This window comes from Microbacterium sp. AG1240 (genome assembly GCF_003635115.1).
GTDB lineage: Bacteria > Actinomycetota > Actinomycetes > Actinomycetales > Microbacteriaceae > Microbacterium.
The window spans coordinates 364,390-388,508 of record NZ_RBXJ01000003.1 but is presented as its reverse complement, the minus strand read 5'-3'; the positions used below and the strand labels follow the sequence as shown (position 1 = coordinate 388,508).

Sequence of the window (24,119 nt, the reverse complement as noted above, 5' to 3'; positions counted from 1 at the left end):
CTCACTCCGCGAGTGACGCGGATCCGGCCAGGATCTCACGCCCCCGCCGTTCGACGACACCGGCGGCGCTGTACGCGAGTCCGCCGTGCACGTAGGTCGCCTCGACGACTCCCCGGAGGTGCTGCCCGTGCCAGGGCGACATCTTGTTGCGGTACTCGAGGGCGGAGGCGTCGACCCTTCGCACGGCGTCGGGGTCGAACACCACGAGGTGCGCGGGTTCACCGGCCGCGATCCGCCCGCGCCCGGCGAGTCCGCCGATGCGGGCGGGGCCGGTGGTGAACAGCGGAAGCAGCCGCTCGATCGGCACCCCCCGGCGGTGGGCCTCGGTGTGGACGGCGGCGAAGCCCGTCTGCAGGCCCGAGATCCCGCCCCACGAGAGGCCGAAGTCGGGAGACGACTTGAGGTCGGCGGTCGACGGGGAGTGATCGCTGACGATCGCGTCGATCGTGCCGTCGAGGAGGCCTCCCCAGAGGAGGTCCTGGTTCGCGGCATCGCGGATCGGCGGGCAGCATTTGAACTGCGCCGCCCCCGCGGGCACGTCCTCCGCTCGGAGCGTGAGGTAGTGCGGGCACGTCTCGACGGTGAGCGGCACGCCCTCGGCCTTGGCCGCGCGCACCGCGTCGAGCGCCCCGCCGTCGGAGACGTGAACGATGTGCGCCCGGCCGCGGGTGCGCCGCGACGCCTCGATCACCGCGAGGATCGCCTCCCGTTCGCTCTGCGGCGGGCGCGAGGCGACGAAGTCGGCGTACACCTCGCCGAGCGGGCCGTCGGCGTGCAGGTGCGAGGGGTCTTCGGCGTGGACGATGAGGATGCTGCCGAGCCCCGCGATCTCGGCGAGCGCGGCGTCGAGCTGGTCGAGCGCGAGGTGCCCGAACTCGTCGATGCCCGACGGCGACAGGAAGCACTTGAAGCCGACGACTCCCGCCGCATCCAGCTCGGACAGGGTGCCGAGGTTCTCGGGAACCGCCCCGCCCCAGTACCCCACGTCGACGGCCAGCTTGCCCCGGGCGGCGTCGCGCTTGTCGGCGAGCGCCTCGACCGTGGTGGTCACCGGCACACTGTTCAGCGGCATGTCGAGGAGAGTCGTGACGCCGCCGGCGGCCGCGGCGGCCGTGCCGGTCGCGAACCCCTCCCACTCTGTGCGACCGGGCTCGTCGAGGTGCACGTGCGAGTCGACGAGGCCAGGAAGCAGCATCCGCTCGTCGTCGAGCACGAGGTCGGCGCGCGGGTCGAAGGCGTCGACGGCGGCGATCACCCCGCCGACGGTGTGGACGGTGGCCGGCACGAAGGCGGTGCCCGTCCAGACACGGCGCGCGGCGACCGTGGCGGGCAGGGCGGGGAACGCGGTCATGACGACCACGCTAGGTGCGTCGCGTTTCCCGGATGTTACCCAGGGCAACATTTTCGCCGCTCGCCCGAAATGTGCGCTCGATACGGTGACGGAATGGAACTGAGCGAATTCGACGCGGCCGACGAGGCCTCAGCGACCGCGACCGCCCGCGTCTGGGCCGAGGTCGACGGGTGGGTGAACGCGATCGTGACGGGTCGCCCGTTCGGCTCGGTGGAGGCCCTCGCGGCGTATGCGGGTGCGCTCGCGCAGCAGTGGACGCCCGCCGACCTGGAAGCCGCCCTTGCCCACCACCCCCGCATCGGGGCGCGCGTGACGGGTGCGGACGCCGCGGCCTCGGCCTCGCGTCGCGAGCAGGCCTCGATGTCGGCCGCGGGCGATGACGTCGTCGGCGCGATCGCCGAGGGCAACGCCCGGTACGAGGAGCGGTTCGGCCGGGTCTTCCTCATCCGCGCCGCCGGCCGGACGCCGTCGGAGATGCTCGCCGAGCTCGAACGCCGCCTGTCGAACGACCCCGAGACCGAGACCCGCGAGGCGACCGCGCAGCTGGCCGAGATCGCGTTGCTGCGACTGCGCGAGACGTTCGCGGTGCCCACCCTCCCGGAGGAGCAGGAATGACCCACCTCACCACGCACGTGCTCGACGCGGCGACGGGGAACCCCGCCGCCGAGGTGTCGGTCGTACTCGCCCACGCGTCGGGCGGCGCCGTCACCGCGGAGGCCGCCGGGGCGATCGTCGCCCACGGCTCCACCGACGCCGACGGGAGGCTCGCGCTCGGCCCCGAGACCCTCGAGCCCGGCGACTACACGCTGACCTTCCTCACGGGCGAGTACTTCGCCGCCCGCGACACACCGACGTTCCACCCCTACGTCGCCGTGACCTTCACGGTCGACGGCTCGGGCCGGCACCTGCACGTGCCGCTGCTGCTGAGCCCCTTCGCCTACTCGACCTACCGCGGGAGCTGACCATGACGGAAGTGAGCGTCAGCCTCGGCGCCAACAAGTACGGCAAGGCCGAGAACCGGGTCGTGCGCGTCGTGCGCGACTCCGCCCGGCACGAGATCGTCGACCTCAACGTGACGTCGCAGCTGCGGGGCGCCGCCCTCGCGTCGGCGTACCTCACGGGCGACAACTCGATGGTCGTGGCGACCGACACGCAGAAGAACACCGTCTTCGCCTTCGCGAAGGAGCACGGCATCCGCTCGCCCGAGGAATTCCTGCTGCTGCTCGCCGAGCACTTCACCTCGTCGTTCGAGTGGATCGAGGGCGGACTCTTCCAGGCCGAGCAGTACGCGTGGGAGCGCATCCTCGTCGACGGCGTGCCGCACGACCACTCGTTCGTGCGGCAGGGGCAGGGCACCCGCCTCGCCACCGTGCAGTCGATCGACGGCGCGGTGCACGTGACCGGCGGGGTGAAAGACCTCACGGTGCTGAAGTCGACCGGGAGCGAGTTCGCCGGCTTCCCCCGCGATCGCTACACGACCCTCGTCGAGACCGACGACCGGATCATGGCGACCTCGGTGACGGGGCGCTGGCGGTTCCTGCCCGAGGCGGTCGAGGCCGGCATCGACTACGACGGCCTGTACGCCGAGGTCACCGAGGTGCTGCTGGCCACCTTCGCGTCGGTGCATTCGCTTGCTCTTCAGCAGACGCTGTTCGAGATGGGCAGGGCCGCGATCCAGGCCCGCCCCGAGATCGCCGAGGTGCGCTTCGCGATGCCGAACAAGCACCACTTCGTCGTCGACCTGTCGTCGTTCGGCCTCGAGAATCCGAACGAGGTCTTCTTCGCCGCCGACCGCCCCTACGGCCTCATCGAGGGCACGGTCACGCGCGACGGCGCCGCCCCCGCCCCCGACGCCTGGCTGGACCTGCCCGCGTTCATCTGACCGCGGTTCTGCGGCCGCGGTTCACTGACCGCGAGACCCGTCGTGCGCGCCGAGACCCGGGCTTTATGTCGGGGTTTCGCCACGCGGAGGCGGTTTCGCGGTCAGGGGCGGGCTCGGGGCCGCGGGTCAGACGTGGAAGAGGGAGTGCAGCGGGGCGTCGCCCAGGGCCGCGCGACCGCCGAGCACGTCGATCTCGAGCAGGGCCGCCGTGCCGATGACCTCGCTGCCGAGGGTGTGCACGAGCTCGCGTCCCGCGGCGAGCGTGCCACCCGTGGCCAGCACGTCGTCGAGCAGCAGCACGCGCGTTCCGCGGGGCAGATCGTCGTGCATCTCGATCGCGGCGGTGCCGTACTCGAGGGCGTACGAGACGGATGCTGCGGGGCGCGGCAGCTTCCCGGCCTTGCGGATCGGCACCAACCCGACACCGGCGGCGGTGGCCGCCGCGCCGGCGAGGAGGAACCCTCGGGCCTCGATCCCGGCGACCACGTCGAACTGCCCGGCGAAGGGCTCCATGAGGGCATCGATCGTCGCACGGAGGGCGGCAGCATCCGCCAGCAACGGCGTGATGTCGCGGAACACGACCCCCGGCTGCGGGTAGTCGGGGATCGAGCCGATGAGCGATTCGGCGCGGGCGAGGGCGGAGGCGTCGGGCACCGTACGACCTTACGCGAGCCGCCACAGGCCGCGAGACCCGGCCTGCGCGGCGAGACCCTGACATCGAGCCCGGGTCTCGCGCCGCCGCAGCGGTCTCGCGGTCACGCCCGGCTCGGCGCTCGCGGTCACGCCCGGCTCAGCGAATGCGGCCGCGCAGGTCGTCGGGAGCGAGCTCCTCGGCGGCGGCGAGGACGGCGCGGGCGGCGTCGCGCCGGTCTTCCACGCCCCACAGCAGCACGCCGACGACGCGTCCTGCGTCGAGGTAGTAGACGACGCCGCGCTCGAACGGCTCCTGCCAGTCCTCGACCGTGTCGAGTGACGCGTCGAGCGTGCCGACCGCCTCATAGCGGTGGCCGAACACCGCGGAGTAGTAGTACGGCGTGTGCGTGTACGGCTCGTCCGCCCCGGCGAGGTTGCGCCCGACCGCCCGCCCCATCTCCTGGGCGTTGTCGACGTGCTCCACCCGGCGTCGCCCGAGGATGCGGTCGGGGTAGCTGGCGACATCGCCCGCGGCGAAGACGTCGGCCGCAGACGTGCGCAAGAACTCGTCGACGACGATGCCGTCGTCGACGGTGAGTCCGGCGTCCTCGGCGATCCGCGTCTCGGGGGTGATGCCGAGGCCGCCGACCACCGCATCCGCGCGCAGGTCCTCGCCGTTCTCGAGCTCGAGACGGGCGCCCGAGCCGTCGACCGTGCCGCCGGAGACCCGGCTTCCGCCGACCAGCTCGACGCCGGCGTCGCGGAACATCCGCTCGAAACGGTGCGCGAGGTCGGCGGGGAAGACGTCTTCCCCCAGCACCGAGCCGGTGTGCACGAGCGTGACCGCCATGCCGTTCTGCACGAGCGCCGCGGCGAGCTCGGTGCCGATGTAGCCGCCGCCCACCACGATGATCGACCCGCCCTCGTCGGCGAGGGCGCGCAGCCGCCGGTAGTCCTCGGCGGTGCGGAACGCGATCGATCGCCGGCCGTCGGAGGCGTCGTCGAGCGGCAACGGCACCGGACGGCCCCCGGTCGCCAGGAGCAGGCGTCCGTAGGTGAAGGTCCGCCCGTCGGAGGTGACCACCTCGTGAGCGGCGGGCCGGATCGCCCGCACGGTGGTGCGCAGCCGGATCTCCGCGCCCGTGTCGGCGGCGGTGTTCAACGGCACCTGCTCGTCGGTGAAGTCGGGGTCGGTCCAGAGCTTCTTGCTGAGCGCCGGGCGGGTGTACGGCTCGTCGACGTCGTCGCTGAGGATCAGGATCGTCGCGGACGCGTCGATCTCGCGGATGCCGCGTGCCGCGCTGTCAGCGACCATCCCGCCGCCGACGATGAGGTGGGAGAAGGGGGTGGAATCAGCCATGCTCCGAGCCAACCCGCCACGCCCCGTCGACGGCCACCGCTGGACAACGCGGCCCCGCTGCGTTATCCGATGACCGCGAGACCCGTTCTGCGCGACCAGACCCCGACATGAAGCCCGGGTCTCGCCGCGCAGAAGCGGTCTCGCGGTCGGAAACCGCTGTCAGCAACGGATCGAACCGATTCGGTACCCTGGGCGTATGACGACCGTTGAGACCGTGCCGACGACCGAGGCCCGACCCGCCGAGACCGGATCCGAGTGGTGGCGCACCGCCGTCATCTACCAGATCTACCCCCGCTCGTTCTCCGACAGCTCCGGCGACGGCATCGGCGACCTCCCCGGGGTCACCGCGCACCTCGACGACCTCAAGAAGCTCGGCGTCGACGCCATCTGGCTGAGCCCCTTCCAGCGTTCCCCGCAGAAGGACGCCGGATACGACGTCGCCGACTACTGCGACGTCGACCCGCTCTTCGGCACGCTGTCCGATTTCGACCGGATGCTGGCCGAGGCGCACGCCCGCAGCATCCGCATCATCGTCGACCTCGTGCCGAACCACTCCAGCGATCAGCACGCCTGGTTCCAGGAGGCTCTCGCGGCCGGCCCCGGCAGCCCCGAGCGCGCTCGCTACATGTTCCGCGACGGGCGCGGCCCGCACGGCGAGCTCCCCCCGAACAACTGGGACTCCGTCTTCGGAGGCCCCGCCTGGACCCGCGTCACCGAAGCGGGCGGCGCACCCGGCCAGTGGTACCTGCACCTGTTCGACACCTCGCAGCCCGACTTCGACTGGTCGAACGACGAGGTGCGCGAGGAGTTCCGCGGCGTGCTGCGCTTCTGGCTCGACCGAGGCGTCGACGGGTTCCGCGTCGACGTCGCGCACGGCCTCGTCAAGGAGGCGGGCCTGCCCGACTACACGCCCTCCCCCGAGGGCGGCTCGATGGGCGGCGACGAGGCGAACGTGCCCTACTGGGGGCAGCCCGGCGTGCACGAGATCTACCGCGACTGGCACGAGGTGCTGGCGCAGTACGACGGCGACCGAGCCCTGTGCGCCGAGGCGTGGCTGCCGACCATCGAGAAGACCGCGCTGTGGGTGCGCCCCGACGAGATGCACCAGGCGTTCAACTTCGTCTTCCTCGAGACCCACTGGGATGCGGCCGACCTCCGCTCCGTCATCGACGAGTCGCTGCGCGCCTACGGAGCCGTGGGCGCGCCGAGCACGTGGGTTCTGTCGAACCATGACGTCGTGCGTCACGCATCGCGCCTGGGCCTGCCCGCCGACATCCCGCAGGGCGCGGGCATCGGCCCGAACACCGTCGGCAAGCCCGATCCCGCTCTGGGGCTGCGTCGCGCCCGCGCCGCGTCGGCGCTGATGCTGGCGCTCCCGGGTTCGGCCTACATCTACCAGGGCGAGGAGCTCGGGCTGCCCGAGGCGATCGACCTGCCCTACGAGGCCCGCCAAGACCCGACCTGGTTCCGCACCGACGGCGAGAAGTACGGCCGCGACGGATGCCGCGTGCCTCTCCCCTGGACCAGCGAGGGCCCCGCCTTCGGCTTCAACGACACCGGCGCCTCGTGGCTCCCCCAGCCCGCCGAGTGGGCGACCCTCGCCCGCGACGCGCAGCAGGGCGAACCCACGTCGACCCTCTCGCTCTACGAGACGATGCTGGCCGAGCGCCGCGCCCGCGGCCTCGGTGCGGGCACCCTCACCTGGGTCGACGACGCAGCATCCGACGTCCTGTCGTTCCGCAACGGCGACCTGCACGTGCTGACGAACATCGGCGCCACGCCGATCGAGCTGCCCGAGGGCACCGTCGTCGTCGCGAGCGAGCCGCTCGAGGGCCGCCGGCTCCCGCCCGACACGACGGTCTGGCTGGCCTGACGGGTCCCGCGTCACCGCGCAGCATCCGCTCTTCTCACCGAGACGCCATCGTCTCGCCGAGGTGACACGCTCTCGACGCGAAGAGGGTGTCGCCTCGGCGAGACGACGTGCTCTGGACGGCAGCACCGCACGCCCCCGTAGGCTCGGGTCATGACGATCGACCTCGAAGCCCTGTACGTCGACCTGCACAAGCACCCGGAGCTGTCGTTCCAGGAGACCCGCACCGCCGGGGTGATCGTGCGCCACCTCACCGAGCTCGGACTCGAGGTCGAGGAGGGGGTCGGACGCACGGGGCTCGTCACGTCGATCGTGAACGGCGACGGACCGGTCGTGTGGCTGCGCGCCGACATGGACGGCCTCCCGGTGCAGGAGCAGACCGGCCTCGAGTACGCCAGCACCGCGAAGAGCACCGATCCCGCCGGGCTCGAGGTTCCCGTGATGCACGCGTGCGGCCACGACATGCACGTCTCCTCGCTCGTGGGCGCTCTCGAGCGCCTCGTGAGCACGAAGGGCGAATGGTCGGGCACCGTCGTCGCGGTCTTCCAGCCCGCCGAGGAGTACGGCGCCGGCTCGAAGGCGATGATCGCCGACGGCGTGCTCGACCGCTACCCGCGGCCCGACATCGTGCTCGGCCAGCACGTGACCCCGTTGCCGGCGGGTGTCATCGGGGTGCGCCCCGGCACCCAGATGGCCGCCTCCGACGGCCTGACGGTCGTGCTGCACGGCCGCGGCGGGCACGGCTCGCGCCCGCACTCCACGGTCGACCCGATCGTCATGGCCGCCGCCACCGTCATGCGCCTGCAGACCATCGTCTCGCGCGAGATCGACCCGCGCGACGTCGCGGTCGTCACGGTCGGTTCGATCCACGCGGGTCTGAAGAACAACATCATCCCCGCCGAGGCGAAGCTCGAACTGAGCCTGCGCTACCCGAACGACCAAGCGCGCGCCAAGGTGCTCGAGAAGGTGGAGCGCGTCATCCGGGCCGAGGCCGCAGCATCCGGCGCCGAGCAGACCCCCACGATCACGACCGACCACACCCTGCCGCCCACGATCAACGATGAGACAGCGACCGCACGGCTGACGGGCGCCTTCCAGCGCGCGTTCGGCGACGACAGCGTCGTCGACCCCGGCATGTTCACCGGCAGCGAGGACGTGTCGTGGTTCGCCCGCGAGGCCGGCGTGCCACTGGTGTTCTGGTTCTGGGGCGGCGTCGACCCCCAGAAGTTCGCGGATGCTGTCGCCGGCGGCACGATCGACCGTGACATTCCGACGAACCACTCGCCGTACTTCGCCCCCGTGCTGCAGCCGACCCTCGACCGCGGTGTCGAGAACCTGGTGGTCGCGGCTCGGGAGTTCCTCGCCTGAGGCGACCCCACCGCGAAGGGGACTAGCGCGAAGGCAGTGTCAGGATCTCGGCGCCCGAGTCCGTGATCGCGACCGTGTGCTCGGTGTGCGCGGTGCGCGCGCCCGTCGCGCTGCGGAGGGTCCACCCGTCGGGGTCGGTCACCAGCTCGGCGGTGTCGGCCATGACCCAGGGCTCGAGCGCGAGGAGGAGGCCCGGGCGCAACGTGTAGCCGCGGCCGGGACGACCGGTGTTGGCGACGTGGGGCTCCTGGTGCATCGTCGATCCGATGCCGTGCCCTCCGAACTCGACGTTCACGGGGTACCCCGCATCTTTGAGCACCGCGCCGATCGCGCGCGAGATATCGCCGACCTTCGCACCCGGGCGGGCGGCGGCGATGCCCGCGGCCAGCGCGCGCTCGGTCGCGTCGATCAGCGCGAGGTCGTCGGCCGACCGCGTCTCGCCGACGATGAAGCTGATGGCGGAGTCGGCGGCGATGCCGCCCTTCACCACGGCGAGATCGAGCGTGAGCAGATCGCCGTCGGCGAGCGCGTAGTCGTGGGGCAGACCGTGCAGCACGGCGTCGTTGACGGCGGTGCAGATGTAATGGCCGAACGGCCCCCGCCCGAACGACGGCGCGTAGTCGACGTAGCACGACGTCGCGCCGGCCTCGACGATCATCTCCTGCGCCCACCGGTCGATCTCGAGCAGGTTCGTGCCCACGGTCGCGCGGCCCTTGATGGTGTGGAGGATGTCGGCGACGAGGGCGCCGGTGACCCGCGCGCGGCTGATCTGGTCGGAGTTCAGGATCTCAATCACCCAATAACTATACCGGCCATATCATCCCGTCTACACTCGAGGCCATGGTCAGACTGCCCCTCAGCCCCGAGGAGATCGAACGCGGCCGACGCCTCGGCACGCTTCTGCGCCACGCCCGCGCCGGACGCCCGATGCTCGACGTCGCCCTCGACGCCGGCGTCTCGCCCGAGACCCTTCGCAAGATCGAATCGGGCCGCATCGCGACCCCCGCGTTCCCCACGATCGCCGCGATCGCCGGGGTGCTGAACCTCTCGCTCGACGAGGTGTGGGCCGAGGTCAACGCCGGCGCGTCTCCCGCGCAGCATCCCGTCGCCTCCTGAGCATCCGTCGCCCGAGCGCACGGGTTGCGACCGAGCGCACGAGCTGTGCGCGTACCCGGGCCGTGCGGTCGGGGGGAAGCCGTGCGCTCGCGGGGCCTACTCCACGCGCGCCGGCACCTCGCGATCGTCGACGACACGGGCGCCGAAGACGCCGGGGAGCCCCCGACCGTCGCGGAATGCGAACAGCATCACCGCGGTCACGGCGACGAACAACAGCGCCAGGAGGCTCCACGGATCGGGCAGGGCATCGAGCAGCGTGTATCCGCTCACCCCGGTCAGCCACCGCACCGGCCGGGCGAGCCACGTCGGCAGCACCCCTCCCGCGAACCGCAGCCGCACGGCGAGATCGCCGACCGAGCGCCCCGTGCCCAGGATCACCGCGAGCCAGAGCCCGGTGCCGACGACCACACCGGCCACCGACGAGACGGTGCCGTCGATGACGGCCTGCTGATCTCCCACGACGAACTGCAACCACAGCTGCACGACCACGCCGACGACCGACATCACCAGCCCCAGGCCGACCGCGTCGCACAGCATGCCGAGCGCCCGCCGCCGACGGGTCACGGGGCGCGGAACGTCGGCGTCGGGGGCGCGCTCGGCTCCGCGCAAGCGCGACGGGACGGCGAGGGCGAGGAGCGACCCGGCCACGGCGCCGAGGGTGTTGGTGAGCATGTCGTCGACGTCGAAGACCCGGTACGCGCACGGGTAGATGCCCCAGACGCCGGTCACCTGCGTGGTCTCCACGAACACCGACGTCGCGAGACCGACGAGCAGGGCGACGAGGATGCCGCGGCCGCCGAGCACGCGCAGGAAGAACCCGAGCGGCACGAACAGCAGCACGTTCAGAACGAGTTGGAGGATGGCCGGGTCGGTCACGAACGGGCCGGGTCGGCGCGCCGCGCCTCGGATGTCGTCGACGAACGCCCAGATGTCGAGGTTCGTCCCGGCGCAGCGCATCGTGTCGGGGTCGGGGAGCGGGAGGAGCGTATACGTCCAGATCGCCCAGAAATACACCAGCGCCAGCGCCCAGAGGACGGCCCTGCCGGCGGTGAGGCGACCGCGCCGCCGATAGCTGAGGGCGACGAAGGGAACGAACAGCAGAACCCCGACGAGACCCCCGGCGACGATCGCGAGGATGCCGTTGCGCACCTGATCATCCACCCTGCGAGTGTATTCACCCGTCGTCCCGCGCGAGACCGACGACATCGTGCTCGCGACCGCCGAGGTCGCCCGGGCGCGACGTTCGGAATCCAGGACGGATCGACGTCGGCACCGCCCAGGGCCGGCTGCGGCCGCCGTTCGTCCTGCATTCCGAACGTCGCGCCCGGTGAGAAGGCCCCGTCAGGTCGCGGCGAGCGCGTCGAAGGCGTCGTGCGTCGCGTCGGCGAGGCCCGTGACGTCGGCGACGGCGGTCGGGTCGACGCAGAAGCCGACGCCCATCCGGTCGGCGCTCGAGATGGCCGAGATGCGCAGGGCGTGGTGGGCCGCGGGCTCCGACGACGTGTAGAGCCGTTCGACCCGCCGTCCCGACACCACGACGGGCGTGCGGGGCCCCGGCACGTTCGAGATCGCGACGCCGAACTCCCGCGGATTGTCGGCGACGGCCCGCGCGACAGACCCCGCCCGACCGAGCGCGCGGAAGAGATCGTCCATCAGCGCAGCGTCGTGGTCGAGCTTGCGCACGCGGGTCTGGGCGCTGATGCCGTCGAGGCGTCGCAGATCGTCGCCCTCGCGGAGGAGCAGATCGACGTTCAGGAACGAGTCGCGGTTGCCCGCCGCCGCCGCCTCCCCCTCGACGTGCAGACTCACCGGGATCTGCGCGCGCAGGTGCGGGAGGGCGTGCCCGCGGGCCTGCGGAAGCCCGCCGATCCATCGTCGCAGCCCCCCGGCGACGACGGCGAGCAGCACGTCGTTGACGGTCGCGTGCTGCGGACGAGAGGCACCGACGGCCCGGAGCCCGTCGAGCGGCAGGTCGGCGAAGGCGAGCGCCCTCTCGCGGGTGATCGGCCGGTCGAACGGCGAGCGCGCCCCCGGGCGGCCGAGCTCGCGCATCAGGGCTCCGGGCATGCGCTCCCACTCGAGCCAGCGGGGGATCGCAGGGGCCGCCGCGCTCACCCCGACCGGATGCGGCGGGACGTCGTGGGGATCGAGGAGCACCGCGTCGAGGAAACGCACGCCGCCGATCCCGTCGACCATCGCGTGGTGCAGTCGCACCGCGACGGCGTGACTGCCGTCGTCGAGCGGGCCGATCAGGTCGACCGTCCACAGGGGTCGCGCGCGGTCGAGGTGCTGCGACATGAGCTCCCCCACCACGCGACGGAGGTCGTGGGGCGTCCCCGCCGAGCGGCTCCGCACGTGGTGGTCGAGGTCGATGCGATCGACCCTCTGCCACGCCGCACCCGACGGCCCGACGACGACGCGATCGAGCGCGCGGGGGAAGGTGTCGACGCCGGCGAGGATGCGCTCGCGCACCGCGTCGACGTCGAGCGGAGCGCCCGGTTCGAGCACCAGCAGTTTCAGGGTGTGGCCGAGCACCGCGTCGGATTCGAGCGCGAAGATACGGGCGTCGTCCTGCGCCAACGGCCGCGTCGGATCCCCGTTCACGACCACAGCTTGCCAGTGGCCCTCCGCCGTTGTACACCGCACCGTGCGCGTCGCGTTGCGCAGGGGTGAGATACGGGCGTAGTGTCGCGCGTCGTGACTGATGAAGGTCGCGAATCCGGCGAGGACGTGCCGGTCGCGCAAACCCCCATGGCGAAACGCCTGCTGATCGGTGATCCGCTGACCTCGGAGAAGCTCGACGACCAGCTGCTCCCCAAGAAGATGGCGCTGCCGATCTTCGCCTCCGACGCCCTGTCGTCGGTGGCGTACGCGCCGCAGGAACTGCTCATGATCCTGCTCATCGGGGGCACGGCGCTGCTGACCTTCAGCCCCTGGGTCGCGGGTGCCGTGGTGCTGGTGCTCGTGGTCGTGGTCACGAGCTACCGGCAGCTGATCAAGGCCTACCCGTCGGGCGGCGGCGACTACGAGGTCGCACGCACCAACCTGGGCGAGATACCGGGCGTCATCGTCGGGGCGGCCCTGCTGGTCGACTACATCCTGACCGTCGCGGTGTCGGTCGCCTCCGGCGTCGACAACATCATCTCGGCGATCCCCGAGCTCAATCCGTTCCGCATCGAGTTCGCCGTCGGGTTCGTGGTGCTGATCGTCATCGTGAACCTCCGCGGGGTGCGCGAGGCATCCGCGGTGTTCGCCATCCCCACGTACCTCTTCATCGGGTCCGTGGCGCTGATGATCGTGGTGGGCCTGGCTCGCACGGTCGCCGGCGACCCGCCGGTCGCGTCGAGCCACGATTACGCGGTGGAAGCGGAGTCGTTGACGCAGGCCGCGATGATCCTGCTCGTGCTGCGGGCCTTCTCGAGCGGATGCTCCGCCCTCACCGGCGTCGAGGCCGTCTCCAACGGCGTGCCGGCGTTCCGCAAGCCGAAGATCCGCAACGCCCAGACGACGCTGAGCCTCATGGGCATCATCGCGATCCTGCTGTTCGTGGGCCTGACGATCGTCGCGCTCGTCTCGGGCGTGCGCTACGCCGAGAACCCCTGCACCCTCGTCGGCTTCGACTGCACGCAGCCGCAGCCGAGCCTGATGGCGCAGGTGGCCGCGGCGACCTTCGGCATGGGCAGCATCCCGTTCTTCGTCATTCAGGCGGCGACGGCCTGCGTGCTGCTGCTGGCGGCCAACACCGCCTTCAACGGCTTCCCGCTGCTGGGGTCGACCCTCGCTCGCGACGGCTACGCGCCGAAGTCGCTGAACACCCGCGGCGACCGGCTGGTCTACTCCAACGGCATGATCGTGCTCGGCATCGTCGCGATCATCGTGCTGATCGTCTATCAGGCCGACCAGACCGACCTCATCCAGCTCTACATCATCGGTGTCTTCGTGTCGTTCTCCCTGGGCCAGATCGGCATGGTGCGTCACTGGCGTCGCGCGCTGCAGGGCCTGAAGGACCTGACCCCCGAAGCGGCGCAGCAGGACTCGGCGCGATACGAACGGCGCTCGGCGGTCAGCGGCCTCGTCATCAACGCCATCGGCGCCGGCATGACGGTGGCCGTGCTCATCATCGTCACGATCACGAAGTTCACCCACGGCGCGTGGCTTGTGTTCCTCGCCATCCCGATCCTTGCGGTGCTGATGGTGGGCGTGAACCGCTACTACCGCGACGTCGAGCACGAGATCGAGATGGACGACACGGTGCACTTCGGTGCCGAGGGCGACGTCGCGATCGTGCTCGTGAACCGTTTGCAGAAGCCCATCGTGAAGGCCATCGACTACGCCCTGGCCGCGAATCACGACAAGACGCTCGCGGTGCACGTCGCCGTGAACGAGGCCGATGCCGCCCGGCTGCAGAAGGACTGGGCCGAGCACGAGGTGCCGGTACCGCTCGTCATCATCGACTCGCCCTACCGGGCCTACACGTCGCCGGTGGCCGGCTTCATCCAGAAGTACCGCGAGAAGCACGGCTCGTCGGTGGTGACGGTCTACCTGCCGCAGTACATCGTGGGGCACTGGTGGGAGACGTTCCTGCACAACCGCAGGGCTCGTCGCCTGGCGAACCAGCTCATGCTGCTGCACGGCGTCTCCATCACGCTCGTGCCGTGGCTGCTCGACTCGTCGGAGATCATCTACGGTCGGCGATCCCGTCCGCTTCCGGGTCAGCAGCGCGGGGGCCAGCCGGTGCCGGAGGTGGGGCAGCGCCCCCACCACCTGTCGCGCGGCTCCGACGAGACGCCGCCGCCCGCCCCGTAGCGTCGCGATCACGGCCTCGCTTCCGTCCGACGGCGACGACGACGAAGGCCGCGAGCAGCACGACGAGCCCGATGAGCGCCACGAAGCCGGCGACGGTGACGTACCCGCCGGGCTGGTACGGGTTGAGGAACGGGTAGGGATACCAGTACGGCACGCCGGTCAGGGTGTTCGTCACCAGGTTCGCGCGCGCCAGCGTGTAGACGACCCACGCGGCGGGGAAGGCGAGGATCCACGCCACGCGCGACCACGGCAGCGCCCGCCGGTTCGGGCCGAGGAACAGATCGAGCACGAAGAACGACGGCACGATCCCGTGGAGGATGACGCTCGCCCACGGCAGGATCGCGTTGCGCGCCATGGGCATGCCGGGCACGTTCACGTTGTAGACGACCCCGGTGACGAAGATGCACGTCGTCGCGGCGGCCAGAGCCATCGCGAGCGGGGCCGGCTCGCGGCGCGCGCCCCGGGTGACCCAGAACCAGACCGCCGCCCACAGCAGCACGACCGCCGCCGCCGTGTTCGACACCATCGTGAAGAACCCGAAATAGTTCGCGGCAACGGTCGGCACGTGGCGGTCGCCCTCGATGGCCCCGCGGATCACCACCTCGGCGGGGGCGGCGACGCCGACGACGGCCGTGATGGCCACCGCCACGCGCAGCACCGTCCAGGCCTGCGCCGCTTCGTTCGAACGCAGCGCGGTGGCGATCCCGCGCTCGACGGCGCGCGCGCGGGAGCGGCGGGTCGGCGTCGGCCGCTCATCATCCACGAGGGCCTCCCCCGTCGTCGACTCGGCCTGTCGGTTGCCATTATCGCTCCGACTCGTAGGCGGTTCGTGAGGGGTTGCGTCGGGGGCGTATGGATTCCGTGAGGACGGACGGATGCTGCGTCGCGGCGCGGTTGCATCGAAACCGTGACCCGGGGGATCCCGTCGGGCCACCCGCGCGCAGCAGCGCGGCCGCACCGTCTTGAGGAGTTCCCGTGCTCGATGTCGTCTACATCGCCGCGACGATCGTGCTGTTCGCACTCGTCGCGCTGATCGCCCGGGGGGTCGAGCGGCTATGACGTTCTTCACTCTGCTCGCCGGCGTCCTGGCGATCGGCGCCGTGGTCTACCTCGTCGTCGCCCTCGTGCGACCGGAAAGGTTCTGAGGTGACCACCGAACAGTTCTGGTTCGCCGTCCTCCAGGCCGGCGCGCTCGCCCTCCTCCTGGCGCTGGCGTACCGGCCGGTGGGCGACTACATCGCCCACGTCTACACCTCCGCGAGGGACCTCGCCGTCGAGCGGGGCACCTATCGCCTCATCGGCGTCGACCCGCGCTCCGCGCAGACCTGGCAGGCCTACCTCCGCGGCGTGCTGCTCTTCTCGTTCATCGGGATCGTGGTCGTCTACGGCCTCCAGCGCCTCCAGTCGTTCCTGCCCGCGTCGCTGGGGCTGCCCGCGCCGAGCGAACCGCTCGCGTTCAACACGGCGGTGTCGTTCGTGACGAACACGAACTGGCAGTCGTACTCGCCCGAGCTCACGCTCGGCTACACCGTGCAGTTCGCCGGCCTCGCCGTGCAGAACTTCGTCTCGGCGGCCGTCGGCATCGCGGTGGCCATCACCCTGGTGCGCGGCTTCGCCTACCGCCGGTCGGGCACGATCGGCAACTTCTGGGTCGACCTCGTGCGCGGCACCTACCGGGTGCTGCTGCCCTTCTCGATCGTCGCGGCGATCGTGCTGCTCGCCGGCGGAGTGATCCAGAACGTCGCGGGCTTCACCGACGTGACGACCGTGGCCGGAGCGACGCAGTCGATCCCGGGCGGCCCGGTGGCGAGCCAGGAGGCCATCAAGCTCCTCGGCACGAACGGCGGCGGTTTCTTCAATGCCAACTCCGCCCACCCGTTCGAGAACCCCGCACCCTGGACGAGCCTCTTCCAGGTCTTCCTCATGCTCGTGATCCCGTTCGCGATGCCTCGCGCGTTCGGCCGCATCGTCGGAGACAACCGTCAGGGGTACGCCATCGTCGCCGTGATGGCGGGCATCTTCGTCGCCTCGCTCGTGCTCGTCACGTGGGCCGAAGCATCCGCCGGGGGCACCGCTCCCCAGCTCGCCGGTGCCGCGATGGAGGGCAAGGAGGTGCGGTTCGGACTCTTCGGCTCGACACTCTTCTCGTCGACATCGACCCTCACCTCCACCGGCGCGGTGAACTCGATGCACGACAGCTACACCGCACTCGGCGGCATGCTGCCGATGATCAACATGATGCTGGGCGAGATCGCCCCGGGCGGCGTCGGCTCGGGCCTGTACGGGATGCTGGTGGTCGCCGTCATCGCGGTGTTCGTCGGCGGGCTCCTCATCGGGCGCACTCCCGAATACCTCGGCAAGAAGATCGGTCCGCGCGAGATCAAGCTCGCGAGCCTCTACATCCTCGTGACCCCGATCCTCGTGCTCGTCGGCACCGCGCTGAGCTTCGCGATCCCCGCGGTGCGCGCCGATGTCGAGTCGACGTCCATCTGGAACCCGGGCATCCACGGTCTGAGCGAAGTGCTCTACGCGTTCACCTCGGCGGCCAACAACAACGGGTCGGCCTTCGCCGGTCTCACCGCGAACACCCCGTGGCTGAACACCGCGCTCGGTGTCGCGATGCTGCTGGGCCGCTTCGTGCCCATCGTGCTCGTCCTCGCGCTGGCGGGCTCGTTCGCCGCGCAGGACAAGGTTCCGTCCACCGTCGGAACGCTGCCGACGCACCGGCCCCAGTTCGCGGGGCTCCTTGCGGGCGTCGCGGTGATCATCACCGCACTCACCTACTTCCCGGTCCTCACCCTCGGACCCCTCGCTGAAGGACTCTCCTGACATGTCCACCACCGCCATCCCGGCCCCCGACCCCGTCGAACGACGCACGCCGGCCCCCGCTCCCGCAGAAGAGTCGGCGAGCCGCGCCCCTCAGCGCGGCTTCGGCGTCGCACAGCTCGCGGAGGCGCTCCCCGGGGCGCTGACCAAACTCAACCCGGCCGCCCTCTGGCGCAACCCCGTGATGTTCCTCGTGTGGGTGGGCGCGGCCCTGACCACCGCCATTGCGATCGCCGAGCCGTTCCTCGGCGGCCCGGAGGCCTCCGGCGGCACCCCTGTGCCGGCCGGTTTCACGTGGGGCATCGCCGTCTGGCTCTGGCTGACCGTGCTGTTCGCGAACCTCGCCGAGTCTGTGGCCGAGGGTCGCGGCAAGGCGCAGGCCTCGGCGCTGCGACAGACCCGCACCACGACGAACGCCCGCCGGGTGGTCGCCTACGACGCGTCGTCGGATGCGGCGGCCACCGCAGCATCCGTCACCGAGGTGCCGTCGGCCGACCTCACCCTCGGCGACGCCGTGGTGGTGACCGCGGGCGAGCTCATCCCGGGCGACGGCGACATCGTCTGGGGGATCGCCACGGTGGACGAGTCGGCGATCACGGGCGAGTCGGCCCCGGTCGTGCGGGAGTCGGGCGGCGACCGCAGCGCGGTCACCGGCGGCACCCGCGTGCTGTCGGACCGGATCGTCGTGCGCATCACCTCGAAACCCGGCGAGACCTTCGTCGACCGCATGATCGCCCTTGTCGAGGGCGCCTCGCGTCAGCGCACCCCGAACGAGATCGCGCTGAACATCCTGCTGGCGAGCCTGTCGATCGTGTTCGTCATCGTCGTGCTGGCGATGAACCCCATCGCCTCCTACGCCGCGTCTCCCGTCAGCATCCCGGTGCTCATCGCCCTGCTCGTCTGCCTCATCCCCACCACGATCGGGGCGCTCCTGAGCGCCATCGGCATCGCCGGCATGGACCGCCTCGTGCAGCGCAACGTGCTCGCGATGTCGGGCCGCGCCGTCGAGGCCGCGGGCGACGTGACGACCCTCCTCCTCGACAAGACGGGCACGATCACCTACGGCAACCGCCGGGCGACCGACTTCGTGCGCATGCCCGGAGTGCCGGCCGACGAGCTCGCCCGTGCCGCCTCGCTCTCGTCGCTCGCCGATCCGACACCCGAGGGCACCTCGGTCGTCGAGCTGGCCGCGGCGCAGGGGGTCGTCGCGACCCTCCCCGACGGGGCGGTGTCGGTGCCCTTCACCGCGCAGACGCGCATGAGCGGTCTCGACCTCCTCGACGGCACCCAGGTGCGCAAGGGTGCCGGTTCGGCGGTGCTCGCGTGGCTCGAAGCATCCGCCGCCGCCCCCTCGACGTCGCTGCGGGCACAACTCGTGAGCGAGACCGATGCGATCGCCGCCTCGGGCGGCACCCCGCTCGTCGTCGCGACCCTTCGACAGGCTCAGGCACCGGGCGGAGAGGGCTCGGTGACCGGCTCGATCCTCGGCGTGATCCACCTCAAGGACGTCGTCAAGGACGGGCTGCGCGAACGATTCGACGAGCTGCGTGCAATGGGCATCCGGACGGTGATGATCACCGGCGACAACCCGCTCACCGCGAAGGCGATCGCCGCCGAAGCCGGCGTCGACGACTTCCTCGCCGAGGCCACGCCCGAAGACAAGCTCGCCCTGATCCAGCGCGAGCAGGAGGGCGGCAACCTCGTCGCGATGACCGGAGACGGCACGAACGACGCCCCCGCCCTCGCCCAGGCCGACGTCGGGGTCGCGATGAACACCGGCACGTCGGCGGCGAAGGAGGCCGGCAACATGGTCGACCTCGACTCCGACCCGACCAAGCTGATCGACATCGTGCGGATCGGCAAGCAGCTGCTCATCACGCGGGGCGCGCTCACCACGTTCTCCCTCGCGAACGACATCGCGAAGTACTTCGCGATCATCCCGGCGATGTTCATGGGGGTCTTCCCCGGCCTCGCCGCGCTCAACGTGATGCAGCTGAGTTCACCGGCCTCGGCGGTGACGAGCGCGATCATCTTCAATGCGCTGGTCATCATCGTGCTGATCCCGCTGGCGCTGCGCGGAGTCCGATACCGCGCGGCGAGCGCTTCGGCGACCCTCAGCCGCAACCTCGTGATCTACGGCCTCGGCGGCGTGATCGCGCCCTTCATCGGCATCAAGCTCATCGACCTCGTCGTGAGCCTCATCCCGGGCTTCTGAAAGGTCCAGCCATGCGCACCACACTCCGCACCACCGGCGTCGCCGTCCGCGCGATGCTCGTCTTCACCGTCGTCCTCGGCGTCGGGTACATGCTGCTGATCACCGCGATCGGGCAGCTCGCCTTCCCCGCCCAGGCCAACGGCTCCCTCATCCGGAGCGCCGACGGCGGCATCGTCGGCTCGTCGCTGATCGGTCAGTCGTTCACCGACGCCGACGGGGCCCCGCTGCCGGAGTACTTCCAGTCGCGGCCGTCCGCCGCGGGCGACGGCTTCGACGCCGGGGCCTCGAGCGGGTCGAACTACGGCCCCGAGAACGATGACCTCATCGCGGCGATCGGTGAGCGCCAGGCGACGATCGCCGACCTCGACGGGGTCGCGGCGGGCGAGATCCCGGCCGACGCGGTCACCGCCTCCGGTTCGGGTCTCGACCCCGACATCAGCGTCGCGTACGCCCTCCTGCAGGTCGACCGCGTGGCCGAGGCCCGCGATCTCGACGCGGCGGAGGTGCGCGACCTCGTGGAGCGCAGCATCCGTCCCCGTGACCTCGGGTTCGTCGGCGAGCCGCGCGTGAACGTGCTCGAGCTCAACCTCGCGCTCGACGCGCGCTGAGGTGCGTCTTGCGCCGCGCACGCGCCCCGCGGGAACGGCACGGATTAGGGTGACGACATGAAACGCGGGCGGTTGCGGGTGCTGCTCGGGGCCGCACCCGGGGTCGGCAAGACGTACGAGATGCTCGAGGAGGGCCGGCGCCTGCAGGGCGACGGGCGCGACGTCGTCATCGCCGTCGTCGAGACCCACGGCCGCGCGGCGACCGCGGCGCAGACCGCCGGTCTTCCCGAGGTGCCCCGGCGCACGGTGGTGCACCGGGGGGTCGAGCTGACCGAGATGGACCTCGACGCGGTGCTCGAGCGACGCCCGTCGCTCGCCCTCGTCGACGAGCTCGCGCACACGAACGCCCCCGGGTCACGGCACGACAAGCGCTGGCAGGACGTCGACGACCTGCTCGCCGCGGGGATCGACGTCATCACGACCGTCAACGTGCAGCACATCGAATCGCTGAACGACGTCGTGCAGAAGATCACGGGCGTCGAGCAGCGCGAGACGGTGCCGGATGCGGTGGTGCGCGGCGCCGATCAGATCGAGGTCGTCGACCTCGCCCCCGCGTCCTTGCGCGACCGCCTGGCCGCGGGCCACGTCTACCCGGCGGAGCGGATCGACGCGGCCCTGTCGAACTACTTCCGCCTCGGCAACCTCACCGCGCTGCGCGAGCTCGCACTGCTGTGGCTCGCCGACGAGGTCGACAGCGCGCTGAAGACCTATCGCGCAGAGCACGGCATCGAGGGGGCATGGCAGGCGCGCGAGCGCGTCGTGGTGACCCTGACCGGCGGCCCCGAGGGCGAGACGCTCCTGCGGCGCGGCGCCCGGATCGCCGCGCGCTCGGCGGGCGGCGAGCTGCTCGCCGTGCACGTCACGAGCCAGGACGGGCTCCGGCAGGCCGCACCCGGGGCGCTGGCGGCGCAGCGTGCGCTCGTCGAATCGCTCGGCGGCACGTACCACCAGGTCGTCGGCGACGACGTGGCGCGCACGCTCGTCGAGTTCGCGCGATCGGTCAACGCCTCGCAGCTGGTCGTCGGGGTCAGCCGACGCGGCCGGCTCGCCGCCGCGCTCACCGGACCGGGGATCGGTGCGACCGTGATCCGCGAGTCGGGCGACATCGACGTGCACATCGTCACGCACGCCGCAGCCGGGGGCCGCTTCGCGCTCCCGCGGCTCACCGGCGGCGCCCTCAGCCTCAAGCGCCGCGTGCTCGGCTTCGTCGTCGCCGTCACCGGAGGTCCGCTCCTGTCGTGGCTGCTCCTGTCCACCAGCTCCGACGAGTCGATCACGGCCGACGTGCTCGCCTACCAGCTGCTCGTGGTGATCGTCGCGCTCGTGGGTGGTATCTGGCCGGCTCTGTTCGCAGCCGTGCTGTCGGGCTTCACGCTCGACTTCTTGTTCGTCGATCCGCTGTTCACCGTGACGATCGATGACCCGGCGCACGCGCTGTCGCTCGTCCTGTACGTCGTGATCGCGATCCTCGTCAGCTACATCGTCGACCAGGCGGCCCGTCGGGCGCGGGCAGCGCGGCGGGCGCTGGCGGAGTCCGAACTGCTCGCGACCGTGGCCGGCAGCATCCTGCGCGGAGAGAGCGCCGTGCCCGCGCTCGTCAGCCGCACGCGCGAGGCGTTCGGAATGGCCGGGGTGCGTCTCGTCGATGCGTCGGGCGAGGTGCTCGCCACCGACGGCGAGCCGTTGCGCGGCGACGCGGTCGTGGCGATCCCGGTCGGCGCGGACCGGGCCACCCTCGAGCTGCACGGCGGAGACCTGGATGCTGCCGAACGCCGCCTCCTCGACGTCATCGTCGCGCAGCTCGGGGCGGCGATCGAGCACACCGACCTGACCGAGACCGCTCGCGAGGCGGGGATCCTCGCCGAGACCGACCACGTGCGCACCGCGCTGCTCTCGGCCGTCAGCCACGACCTCCGACGCCCTCTCGCCGCCGCGGTCGCCGCGGTCGGGGGCCTGCGGGCGACCGACGTGCGGCTGTCGGAATCCGACCGCGCCGAGCTCCTCGCCACCGCCGACGAGAGCCTGCATACGCTCACGGCGCTGGTCACGGATCTCCTCGACGTCAGCCGCGTGCAGGCGGGGGTGCTGGCGGTATCGCTCGCCCCCGTCGATGCCGCCGACGTCGTGCTCGCTGCGGTCGACGAGCTCGGCCTCGGCCCCGACAGCGTCGAGCTGGCGCTCGATCCCGACCTGCCCGCGGTCTCGGCCGATCCGGTGCTGCTGCAGCGCGTGCTCGTCAACGTGCTGGCGAATGCCGCACGGCACTCGCCCACCGACACGCGCGTGCGAGTGGCGACGAGCCGCCTCGCCGGAACCGCGGAGATCCGCGTCGTCGACCACGGCCCCGGGGTCGAGCCCGATCGCCGCAGCGACATGTTCGCCCCCTTCCAGCGCTTCGGTGACACCGACAACAGCACCGGCCTCGGGCTGGGACTCGCCCTGTCGAAGGGCTTCGCCGAGGGCATGGGCGGTACGCTCGCGCCCGAGGACACACCCGGAGGAGGGCTCACGATGGTGATCGCGCTCCCCGTGGCGTCACCCGAGGCGGTCGCTCCGTGAAGGTGCTGATCGCCGACGACGACCCGCAGCTGGTGCGGGCGCTGCGCATCACCCTCGCCGCGCACGGCTACGACGTCGTGGCCGCGGCCGACGGCGCGGCGGCGATCGCCGCGGCCGCGCAGACGCATCCCGATCTGGTGCTGCTCGACCTCGGGATGCCCCGGCTCGACGGGGTGCAGGTGATCGAGGCGATCCGCGGGTGGTCGAGCGTGCCGATCCTCGTCGTATCGGGGCGCACGGGGTCGGCCGACAAGGTCGACGCGCTCGACGCGGGAGCCGACGACTACGTCACGAAGCCGTTCCAGATCGACGAGCTGCTGGCACGCCTGCGTGCGCTCTCGCGGCGCCAGGTCGCCACGACCGACGAGCCGACCGTGCGTTTCGGCGACGTGGTGGTCGACCTGGCCGCGAAGTCGGTCACCCGCGCGGGAGCCACCGTGCACCTGACGCCGACGGAGTGGCGGATGCTGGAGTTCCTCGCCCGCAACCCCGGCGCCCTCGTCACCCGCCAGACCCTGCTGAAGGAGATCTGGGCGAGCGATCAGGTGAGCGACTCGGGCTACCTGCGCCTGTACGTCTCGCAGCTGCGCAAGAAGCTCGAGCGCGACCCCGCCCACCCCGCGCACCTGCTGACCGAGTCGGGCATGGGCTACCGCCTCGTCACCGGCTGACACCTTCGCCACGGGCCGCGAGACGTCATCCCGGATACGAGACTTCAGGCGGAGGTCGCAGTCTCGTATCCGGGTTGTTGTTTCGACGACTCGGGCGCGACGCGCGTCAGGCGGGGTCCTCGTCAGGCGGTTCGGGAGCCGACGCGGTGGCTTCGACACGGGCGCAGCGCACGGCGTACAGGATCGTGTGGAGCAGCACGGTCAACGCCCCCGCGAGGGGCGCACATCGCCCACGCTGAAGCATCCCGAGCAGGGAACGGCGACGAGATCGCCGACGCGCGGGTCGCCCGGAATCCGCACCGCACCCGACACCGCGCCCGAGTCGGCGTCGAGCACCGAGAACGCCTGCTCGTACGCGTGCGAGACGCGGCCGAGCAACCGCGCCTCCCGCCACAGCGGAGCGTGGAGGCGGAAGGTCGCGTCGAGGCGGATGCTGCCCGCATCCGTCGCCGCGACACGAGCCACCACGACCGTGGTCGCGTCGGTCGACGACACCACGCCTCCCGACATCGGAATCACGGCCGCGCCGGTGTAGACGCAGGGCGTCGCGCAGAGGTCGACGATGCGCAAGAGCGAGACGCCGGCGACCACGACGTCGTCGATCGTCGGGGTGGTGCGCGCCGGCCAGGCCTCGCGATCGAAGGGCGAGGGGATGCTGTCGCGCAGCGTGGGGAGGATCGACGTGAGGGTCATGTCGTCCGGTCTACGCCCGGTCGCCCCGCCCGCCCGCGGTCCTCACGCAACCCGTACGCCCGCTCCCCCGTTCCTCACGCCGCCCGTGCGCCGCCCGCCCGCCGCCCGCCCGCGACCCGCCCGTCCCCGCCCCGCCCGTCCCCGCCCCGACCGCGAGACCC

At 71.5% G+C, this 24,119-nt stretch carries 20 protein-coding genes and 1 pseudogene; 13 read left to right on the top strand and 8 right to left on the bottom strand.

What is annotated here, in order from left to right:
- Position 1: 1 nt before the first annotated feature.
- Complete coding sequence (gene allB / locus DEU34_RS13925) at positions 2-1,351, bottom strand: allantoinase AllB (protein ID WP_121151590.1); 1,350 nt, start codon at positions 1,349-1,351, stop codon at positions 2-4.
- Positions 1,352-1,444: 93 nt separating this feature from the next.
- Here allB and uraD point away from each other — a divergent pair, with 93 nt between their 5' ends.
- The 3 genes from uraD to pucL are packed head-to-tail and all read left to right on the top strand — an operon-like array spanning position 1,445 to position 3,233.
- Entirely contained in the window at positions 1,445-1,966 is a 522-nt protein-coding gene (gene uraD, locus DEU34_RS13920) for a 2-oxo-4-hydroxy-4-carboxy-5-ureidoimidazoline decarboxylase (protein WP_121151237.1), read from the top strand.
- Positions 1,963-2,313, top strand: a complete 351-nt coding sequence (uraH, locus tag DEU34_RS13915) for a hydroxyisourate hydrolase (RefSeq protein ID WP_121151235.1) — start codon at positions 1,963-1,965, stop codon at positions 2,311-2,313. Before uraD ends, uraH begins: the two co-directional genes overlap by 4 nt.
- A gap of 2 nt (positions 2,314-2,315) precedes the next feature.
- Entirely contained in the window at positions 2,316-3,233 is a 918-nt protein-coding gene (pucL, locus tag DEU34_RS13910) for a factor-independent urate hydroxylase (protein WP_121151233.1), read from the top strand.
- A 126-nt stretch (positions 3,234-3,359) separates the two neighbouring features.
- Here the strand turns inward: pucL and DEU34_RS13905 are convergent, their stop codons facing one another.
- On the bottom strand, positions 3,360-3,887 hold the full coding sequence (locus DEU34_RS13905; protein ID WP_121151231.1) for an adenine phosphoribosyltransferase: 528 nt from the start codon (positions 3,885-3,887) through the stop codon (positions 3,360-3,362).
- 136 nt (positions 3,888-4,023) lie between these two features.
- On the bottom strand, positions 4,024-5,226 hold the full coding sequence (locus DEU34_RS13900) for an NAD(P)/FAD-dependent oxidoreductase (RefSeq protein WP_121151229.1): 1,203 nt from the start codon (positions 5,224-5,226) through the stop codon (positions 4,024-4,026).
- Between the two features lie 196 nt (positions 5,227-5,422).
- Between DEU34_RS13900 and DEU34_RS13895 the strand changes: the two genes are divergently transcribed.
- Both DEU34_RS13895 and DEU34_RS13890 read left to right on the top strand, forming a co-directional pair.
- The gene (locus tag DEU34_RS13895; protein ID WP_121151227.1) at positions 5,423-7,099 is read left to right on the top strand and encodes an alpha-amylase family glycosyl hydrolase; all 1,677 of its coding nucleotides are present in this window, start codon (positions 5,423-5,425) and stop codon (positions 7,097-7,099) included.
- Between the two features lie 150 nt (positions 7,100-7,249).
- Positions 7,250-8,464: an amidohydrolase gene (locus DEU34_RS13890; RefSeq protein ID WP_121151224.1), complete on the top strand. Its 1,215-nt coding sequence runs from the start codon at positions 7,250-7,252 to the stop codon at positions 8,462-8,464.
- A gap of 22 nt (positions 8,465-8,486) precedes the next feature.
- Here the strand turns inward: DEU34_RS13890 and map are convergent, their stop codons facing one another.
- Complete coding sequence (gene map / locus DEU34_RS13885; RefSeq protein WP_121151222.1) at positions 8,487-9,260, bottom strand: type I methionyl aminopeptidase; 774 nt, start codon at positions 9,258-9,260, stop codon at positions 8,487-8,489.
- Positions 9,261-9,304: 44 nt separating this feature from the next.
- Between map and DEU34_RS13880 the strand changes: the two genes are divergently transcribed.
- Positions 9,305-9,580: a helix-turn-helix transcriptional regulator gene (locus tag DEU34_RS13880; protein WP_121151220.1), complete on the top strand. Its 276-nt coding sequence runs from the start codon at positions 9,305-9,307 to the stop codon at positions 9,578-9,580.
- 96 nt (positions 9,581-9,676) lie between these two features.
- Here the strand turns inward: DEU34_RS13880 and DEU34_RS13875 are convergent, their stop codons facing one another.
- Both DEU34_RS13875 and DEU34_RS13870 read right to left on the bottom strand, forming a co-directional pair.
- Positions 9,677-10,741: a VanZ family protein gene (locus tag DEU34_RS13875; RefSeq protein WP_121151218.1), complete on the bottom strand. Its 1,065-nt coding sequence runs from the start codon at positions 10,739-10,741 to the stop codon at positions 9,677-9,679.
- A 180-nt stretch (positions 10,742-10,921) separates the two neighbouring features.
- Positions 10,922-12,184 carry a wax ester/triacylglycerol synthase domain-containing protein gene (locus DEU34_RS13870; RefSeq protein ID WP_220659957.1) on the bottom strand — a complete coding sequence of 421 codons (1,263 nt, stop codon included), beginning with the start codon at positions 12,182-12,184 and terminating at the stop codon, positions 10,922-10,924.
- Positions 12,185-12,331: 147 nt separating this feature from the next.
- On the opposite strand from DEU34_RS13870, the gene DEU34_RS13865 reads away from it, so the two are divergent.
- Complete coding sequence (locus DEU34_RS13865; protein ID WP_121151214.1) at positions 12,332-14,386, top strand: APC family permease; 2,055 nt, start codon at positions 12,332-12,334, stop codon at positions 14,384-14,386.
- Between the two features lie 46 nt (positions 14,387-14,432).
- Here the strand turns inward: DEU34_RS13865 and DEU34_RS16515 are convergent.
- Positions 14,433-14,951 (bottom strand): annotated as a pseudogene (locus DEU34_RS16515) (Pr6Pr family membrane protein); the annotation flags it as partial.
- 490 nt (positions 14,952-15,441) lie between these two features.
- On the opposite strand from DEU34_RS16515, the gene kdpF reads away from it, so the two are divergent.
- The 6 genes from kdpF to DEU34_RS13835 are packed head-to-tail and all read left to right on the top strand — an operon-like array spanning position 15,442 to position 23,265.
- Positions 15,442-15,531 carry a K(+)-transporting ATPase subunit F gene (kdpF, locus tag DEU34_RS13860; RefSeq protein ID WP_116647057.1) on the top strand — a complete coding sequence of 30 codons (90 nt, stop codon included), beginning with the start codon at positions 15,442-15,444 and terminating at the stop codon, positions 15,529-15,531.
- 1 nt (position 15,532) lies between these two features.
- On the top strand, positions 15,533-17,215 hold the full coding sequence (gene kdpA, locus DEU34_RS13855; protein ID WP_121151212.1) for a potassium-transporting ATPase subunit KdpA: 1,683 nt from the start codon (positions 15,533-15,535) through the stop codon (positions 17,213-17,215).
- A gap of 1 nt (position 17,216) precedes the next feature.
- Positions 17,217-19,427 carry a potassium-transporting ATPase subunit KdpB gene (kdpB, locus tag DEU34_RS13850; protein ID WP_121151211.1) on the top strand — a complete coding sequence of 737 codons (2,211 nt, stop codon included), beginning with the start codon at positions 17,217-17,219 and terminating at the stop codon, positions 19,425-19,427.
- A gap of 11 nt (positions 19,428-19,438) precedes the next feature.
- Positions 19,439-20,035: a potassium-transporting ATPase subunit KdpC gene (gene kdpC, locus DEU34_RS13845; protein ID WP_121151209.1), complete on the top strand. Its 597-nt coding sequence runs from the start codon at positions 19,439-19,441 to the stop codon at positions 20,033-20,035.
- 57 nt (positions 20,036-20,092) lie between these two features.
- Positions 20,093-22,594, top strand: a complete 2,502-nt coding sequence (locus tag DEU34_RS13840) for a DUF4118 domain-containing protein (RefSeq protein ID WP_121151207.1) — start codon at positions 20,093-20,095, stop codon at positions 22,592-22,594.
- Positions 22,591-23,265 (top strand): response regulator, encoded by a 675-nt coding sequence (locus DEU34_RS13835; protein WP_121151205.1) that lies wholly within the window; start codon positions 22,591-22,593, stop codon positions 23,263-23,265. The genes DEU34_RS13840 and DEU34_RS13835 overlap by 4 nt, the downstream gene beginning before the upstream one ends.
- Before the next feature lie 201 nt (positions 23,266-23,466).
- Here DEU34_RS13835 and DEU34_RS13830 read toward each other — a convergent pair whose 3' ends face one another.
- Positions 23,467-23,958, bottom strand: a complete 492-nt coding sequence (locus tag DEU34_RS13830) for a hypothetical protein (RefSeq protein WP_121151203.1) — start codon at positions 23,956-23,958, stop codon at positions 23,467-23,469.
- Positions 23,959-24,119: the final 161 nt, after the last annotated feature.

Bases quoted from the DNA above. Each gene is read 5' to 3' on its own strand.
- allB (WP_121151590.1), bottom strand. From the start codon at position 1,351: ATGACCGCGTTCCCCGCCCTGCCCGCCACGGTCGCCGCGCGCCGTGTC.
- uraD (WP_121151237.1), top strand. From the start codon at position 1,445: ATGGAACTGAGCGAATTCGACGCGGCCGACGAGGCCTCAGCGACCGCG.
- uraH (WP_121151235.1), top strand. From the start codon at position 1,963: ATGACCCACCTCACCACGCACGTGCTCGACGCGGCGACGGGGAACCCC.
- pucL (WP_121151233.1), top strand. From the start codon at position 2,316: ATGACGGAAGTGAGCGTCAGCCTCGGCGCCAACAAGTACGGCAAGGCC.
- DEU34_RS13900 (WP_121151229.1), bottom strand. From the start codon at position 5,226: ATGGCTGATTCCACCCCCTTCTCCCACCTCATCGTCGGCGGCGGGATG.
- DEU34_RS13895 (WP_121151227.1), top strand. From the start codon at position 5,423: ATGACGACCGTTGAGACCGTGCCGACGACCGAGGCCCGACCCGCCGAG.
- DEU34_RS13890 (WP_121151224.1), top strand. From the start codon at position 7,250: ATGACGATCGACCTCGAAGCCCTGTACGTCGACCTGCACAAGCACCCG.
- DEU34_RS13880 (WP_121151220.1), top strand. From the start codon at position 9,305: ATGGTCAGACTGCCCCTCAGCCCCGAGGAGATCGAACGCGGCCGACGC.
- DEU34_RS13865 (WP_121151214.1), top strand. From the start codon at position 12,332: ATGGCGAAACGCCTGCTGATCGGTGATCCGCTGACCTCGGAGAAGCTC.
- kdpF (WP_116647057.1), top strand. From the start codon at position 15,442: ATGACGTTCTTCACTCTGCTCGCCGGCGTCCTGGCGATCGGCGCCGTG.
- kdpB (WP_121151211.1), top strand. From the start codon at position 17,217: ATGTCCACCACCGCCATCCCGGCCCCCGACCCCGTCGAACGACGCACG.
- kdpC (WP_121151209.1), top strand. From the start codon at position 19,439: ATGCGCACCACACTCCGCACCACCGGCGTCGCCGTCCGCGCGATGCTC.
- DEU34_RS13840 (WP_121151207.1), top strand. From the start codon at position 20,093: ATGAAACGCGGGCGGTTGCGGGTGCTGCTCGGGGCCGCACCCGGGGTC.
- DEU34_RS13830 (WP_121151203.1), bottom strand. From the start codon at position 23,958: ATGACCCTCACGTCGATCCTCCCCACGCTGCGCGACAGCATCCCCTCG.